The sequence below is a fragment of the Actinophytocola sp. genome, assembly GCF_045807065.1.
Lineage (GTDB): Bacteria > Actinomycetota > Actinomycetes > Mycobacteriales > Pseudonocardiaceae > Actinophytocola.
On sequence record NZ_JBJMIE010000762.1, the window covers coordinates 1 to 3,678 of the forward strand.

Consider the following 3,678-nt stretch of genomic DNA (forward strand, 5'->3'; position numbering starts at 1 on the left):
GGTGATCACGGCGAACCTCGACGCGGACACCCTCGCCAGGGTGCGGCTCGCGACGTCGCCCGCCGCGGAGGCCACCGCCTGGCTCGCGCTCACCGCCGGTCGCGGGCAGCACCCGGTCTTCGGCGACCCCGGCGCCGCCGCCCGTGCCGCGCTGGCCGACCCGGACACGAGCCTCGTCGCGGCGGTCCTGCCGCCGCCGCGCACGCGCGCCTACACACCGGACCTCCTCACGCCGAAGCCGGCTGGCGGGTTGCCCGACCAGCTGGACCGGGTCGCGGCCACCCCGGCCGAGACCGTGGCCGACCAGTTGGCGAGCACGGGCCGTCCCCTGCCGGTCCCGGTGCGCCGGGCGGTGGACGACGGCACCTTCGCCACCAGAGCCGCCCGCGGCCTGGACCGCTTCTGGCGCGCGGCCATCGCCGACGGGTGGTCGTCCCTGCGTGCCACCATGGACGCCGACCTGGCCACCCGGGCCCACACCATGGCGACACGCGGGGTCGGCGCACTGTTCGGTTCCCTGCACGAGTCGTTGACCTGGGCCGGCGGCACCCTGACCGTGGACTCGGCGTGGGAGGAGCGGTTCACCCTGCACGACGTGGAGATCGTCTGCGTGCCCGCGGTCCTGGCCTGGCCGCGGCTGGCGGTGCAGCTGTGCGACCCGGCCGACGCGGTCCTCGGCTACCCGGCCACCGGTGTCGGCGCCCGCCCCGGCACGCCGTGCGCGGTGGACCGGCTCGTCGGCGCCACCCGCGCGGCACTCCTGCGTGACCTGGGCGTCCCCCGCTCGACCAGCTCCCTCGCGGCCCGTCACCGGCTCAGCTCGCCGACCGTGTCCTACCACCTCAAGGTCCTGCAGCGCAGCGGTCTGGTCACCGCGCACCGCGACCGGCAGTTCGTGCTCTACCAGCGCACCGACGCGGGACACGCCCTCGCCCAGGACGCCTGACAACGGCGCGAGCACACGCGGTGTGTAACAGGGCAGGCGTACAAAGGGGACGGGAGGTGGTGGCCTTGTCGGTCGTGCGGCCTCGGACCGTACGCGCGTGGGTGCTGGTCGCCGCGGTCGCGCTGGTCGCGGTGCTCGTGCCGCAGGTGCCGGGCTGGCTGCCGGTCTCCTCGACCTCGACCGACCCCGCCGCGCTGCGGCAGCGCGTGCTCGGCTCGGCCGCCCAGCCCTATCAGGGGTACGCCGAGATCAGCGGCACGCTGCAGGTGCCGGAGCTGCCTCACCTGGGTGACCTCACCGCGTTGCTCACCGGGACCACGCGGGTCCGCACCTGGTACGCCGCGCCGTCGCGGTGGCGGTTCGACGTCGTCTCCACGGCCGGTGAGCGGGACGTGTACGGCACCCCCGACGGCGAGTACACCTGGGACTACGGCGCCAACCAGCTGACGAGGCTGGTCGGGCAGGCACCCGTGCGGGTGCCGCGCGCCGGTGACCTCCTCCCGCCCGAGCTGTCCCGGCGGATCCTGTCCGCCGCCCAGGGCGACCCGGTCACCGCGCTGCCCGCGCGGCGGGTCGCCGGCCGGGACGCGGCAGGGCTGCGGCTCGTGCCCCGCGACCCCGACACCACGATCGGGCGCGTCGACCTGTGGGCAGACCCGGCCACGGGGGTGCCGCTCGCGGTGGAGGTGACCGCCCGTGGCGCGAGCCGGCCGGTGCTGGCCAGCCACTTCGCGGAGTACGACCCGACACGGCCGGCCGCCGCCGTGCTCACCCCGCAGCGGCCGCCGGGCAGCGGGTACAGCATCGTCGCCGCGCCGGGGATCGCCGACGCGCTCGGTGCGCTCGGCCGGGGACGCACGCCGCCGGAGCTGGCCGGCCGTGCGCTGCGCGAGGCGAACGCGGCGGGTGTGCGCGGGATCGGTGTCTACGGGACTGGTCTGTCGGCGTTCATCGCGGTGCGGGTGCCCGGGGACATCGGCGCCGGCGCGGCCGACGCGATCGCGCACGCGGGCGGCAGGACCGAGGAGCTGCCGGCGGGTGCGGTGCCGGGCCGGTCGGCCGAGGAGCTGCCGGACGGTGAGGTGACGCGCCTGTCGATCGCGCCGCTGTCGGTCGCGGTCACCCGTTCGGGGTTCGGGCGCTGGTACCTGCTGGCCGGCCTCACGTCGACGGACGTCCTGGTCACCGCCGCAGGTGAGCTGTCCCAGCTGGGCGGAGGCCGCCGATGATCGTCACCCGTGGGCTCACCAAGCGGTACGGGCGGGTCGTGGCCGTCGACTCGGTGGACCTCGACGTCCGCGAGGGCGACCGGTACGGGTTCCTCGGCCCGAACGGTTCGGGCAAGACGACGCTGGTGCGCCTGCTGCTCGGGCTGGTGTACGCGACGAGCGGGCAGATCGAGGTGCTCGGCGAGCCCGTGCCGTCCCGGTCGCGTGCGGTGCTGCCGCGGATCGGCGCGCTGGTGGAGGGTCCGGCCGCGTACCCGCACCTGTCCGGCCGGCAGAACCTGGCCCTGCTCGACGCGGCCGGCCCCGGCGGCCGGCGGCGCACCCGCAAGCGCCGGCTAGAGGACGCGCTGGAGCAGGTGGGCCTGGCAGGCGTCGACCGACGGCCGGTGCGGGCGTACTCGCTGGGCATGCGGCAGCGCCTGGGCCTGGCGGCGGCCCTGCTGCGCCAACCCCGCCTGCTGATCCTCGACGAACCGACGAACGGCCTCGACCCGCGGGGCATCCGCGAGATCCGCGACCTGCTGACCACCCTCAACGAGGCGGGGACGACGGTGTTCCTGTCCAGCCACCTGCTGAGTGAGGTGGAGGCCCTGTGCACCCGCGTCGGCATCGTCGACCGCGGCCGGCTGGTCGCCCAGGACTCACTGGCATCGCTACAGGCACCGACGGGCCACGTGGTGGTGGAAACCCCCGACGCGGCCGGCGTGCTGGAGATCCTGAACGGTCAGGTGGTGACCCACGAGGGTCCGCGCCTGGTGATCCGCCACCCGGACCCGGCCGACCTCAACGCGACCCTCGTACGCGAGGGAATCCGCGTCTCGGCAATCAACGCACAGCGGCGAACGCTGGAGGAGGTCGTCCTGGAGCTGACCGGCCACGGCAGCGACCGACTGGAACGCACACCATGACCACCCTCGAACGTGGAAGTGGTGGCGCGCAAGGATTGCGCCTGCTCGGTATGGCCCCACACCACTGCACCCGACCGGAGGGCGCGTCGTGATCACCCCGGGCCGCGGAAGCGGATGGCGCAGAAGATCCACACCCGCCCGACACAGCCCCCACACCCAAAGCGCACGCCGTGATCACCTCTGCAACGTGGGAGCGGATAGCGCGAACCACTCCCGCCTACTCGACACGACCCACGCCACCACAGCCAGCCGGAGCGCACGCCATGACCACTCCCGAAACCCGGAAGCGGCCGACGTGCAACGACTCCCGCTTACTCAACACGGCCCACACCACCGCATCCCGGACCGAAGGGCGCGCCGTGATCATCGCTGAAACCGGGAAACAGCCGGCGCGCAACAATTCCCACCTGCCCAACACGGCCCCACACCCAGCCGGAGGGCGCGTCGTGATCACCGCTGAACCGGAAGCAGCCGGCGCGCAACCATTCCCGCCTGCTCGGCGCGGCCCCACACCACCGCACCCGGCCGGAGCGCACGCCGTGATCACCGCTGAAACGCGGAAGCGGCCGACGCGCAACGACTCCCGCCTGCTCGA

4 protein-coding genes are annotated in these 3,678 nt (G+C 74.5%); all 4 read left to right on the forward strand.

Annotation, left to right across the window (positions count from 1 at the left end; all coding sequences use genetic code 11):
- Positions 1 to 946, forward strand: a 946-nt coding sequence (locus ACJ73U_RS44510; protein WP_407783834.1) for a winged helix-turn-helix domain-containing protein, incomplete at its 5' end; no start/stop codon positions are given.
- A gap of 59 nt (positions 947 to 1,005) precedes the next feature.
- A complete protein-coding gene (locus ACJ73U_RS44515; RefSeq protein ID WP_407783837.1) occupies positions 1,006 to 2,175 on the forward strand; it encodes a hypothetical protein in 1,170 nt (389 codons plus the stop codon).
- Positions 2,172 to 3,083: an ABC transporter ATP-binding protein gene (locus ACJ73U_RS44520; RefSeq protein ID WP_407783835.1), complete on the forward strand. Its 912-nt coding sequence runs from the start codon at positions 2,172 to 2,174 to the stop codon at positions 3,081 to 3,083. Before ACJ73U_RS44515 ends, ACJ73U_RS44520 begins: the two co-directional genes overlap by 4 nt.
- A gap of 263 nt (positions 3,084 to 3,346) precedes the next feature.
- A partial coding sequence (locus ACJ73U_RS44525) for a hypothetical protein (RefSeq protein ID WP_407783836.1) occupies positions 3,347 to 3,678 on the forward strand: 332 nt, incomplete at its 3' end.

Coding starts and splice junctions, on each gene's coding strand:
- ACJ73U_RS44520 (WP_407783835.1), top strand. CDS start 2,172: ATGATCGTCACCCGTGGGCTCACCAAGCGGTACGGGCGGGTCGTGGCC.